Source organism: Sphingomonas corticis, from assembly GCF_012035195.1.
In the GTDB taxonomy this organism is placed as follows: domain Bacteria; phylum Pseudomonadota; class Alphaproteobacteria; order Sphingomonadales; family Sphingomonadaceae; genus Sphingomonas; species Sphingomonas corticis.
On sequence record NZ_JAAVJH010000052.1, the window covers coordinates 1 to 1,416 of the forward strand.

At 63.4% G+C, this 1,416-nt stretch carries 1 protein-coding gene; it reads left to right on the forward strand.

Features of this window, described 5'->3' with window-relative positions; genetic code table 11:
• Positions 1-67 precede the first annotated feature (67 nt).
• Positions 68-1,258, forward strand: coding sequence for an IS701 family transposase (locus HBH26_RS20335; protein ID WP_168136371.1), 1,191 nt, complete (start codon positions 68-70; stop codon positions 1,256-1,258).
• Positions 1,259-1,416: the final 158 nt, after the last annotated feature.

Here is a 1,416-nt window from a genome sequence, read left to right on the forward strand (position 1 = left end):
CCTAGCATTACAGTTGCGTTCTTGATTCGGTTCTGAATCAATGGGTCACCATGACGAGGAGGTTGTGGTGAAGGGAGCATCGATCGAGGCGACGCTGGAGCTCTGGGCATCATCGCTGCGGGAGGTGAAGGCGCGGATGCGACCTTTATTCAGCCAGGAGCGCGTTGCGGCATCGGCGAACAGCTTTCTGGATGGACTGCTGGGCGACGAACGCCGCAAGACCGGCTGGATGCGCGCCGAGGCTGCTGGCGATGCCGGGCCATGGCGCCAGCAGGCCATCCTGGGCCGGGGGCGTTGGGATGCTGATGCTCTGCGGGACGTTGTACGCGACTATGCCATCGAGCATCTCGGCGCGAATGACGCGGTGCTGGTTATCGACGAGACCGGGTTCCTGAAGCAGGGCAAGGCATCGTGTGGTGTAGGGCGCCAGTATACCGGCTCGGCAGGCAAGGTGACGAACTGTCAGATTGGCGTGTTCGCCGCCTATGTCTCGGCCAAGGGCCATGCCTTTGTTGACCGGGCACTATACCTGCCCAAGAGCTGGACCGCTGATCCGGAACGGTTGGCGGCCGCGCATGTGCCCGAGGGTACGACATTTGCAACCAAGCCGGCGCTGGCGGTGGCAATGATCGACCGCGCGATCGCGGCCGATATGCCGTTCGCCTGGGTGGCGGCGGACGCCGTCTACGGCGTCGGCGACATCGAGCAGGTGCTGCGCCGTGCCGGCAAGGGCTATGTGCTGGGCGTAAAGTCGGATCATCACTTCGGCTCGTGGGCCGACAAGCCGGTTGTGGCCGGCACCGCCGCGCAGATTGCGAGCAAACTTGATCCTGGCGCATGGCAGCGCCTGTCGGCGGGCAAAGGCACCAAGGGCGAGCGCTTTCATGACTGGGCCTATTTCGAACTCGCCGACCTTGAGGCTGACGAATACATCGATGGCGCGACCGGAACATGGACCAGGGGGCTTCTGATCCGCCGCCACGCCGCTGACGGCGATCTGGCCTTCTTCACGACCTGGTGCCCGGCGGACACGACCATCGATACCCTTGTTGGCGTGGAAGGACATCGCTGGGCCATCGAGGACAGCTTCGAGACCACCAAAAACGAGCTCGGCCTCGACCATAACGAGACCCGTTCGTGGCATGGCTGGCACCGGCACGTTTCTCTCGTCATGCTCGCCTTCGCGATGCTGGCGGCCATCCGCGCCCGCGCCAACACGACGCCCCCAAAAAGAACCCGGACGAGGTTACCGACCTGATCCGCTGGTCCGTCCAGGAAATCCGCCGCATCGTTGTCAGACTGGCCCAGCGTCGTATCGAACCCAGGCACGTTATCGCATGGTCATGCTGGCGACGCGCACATCAGGCCGCAGCACAACGCGCCCATAGCCGATCAAGAACGCAACTGTAATGCTAG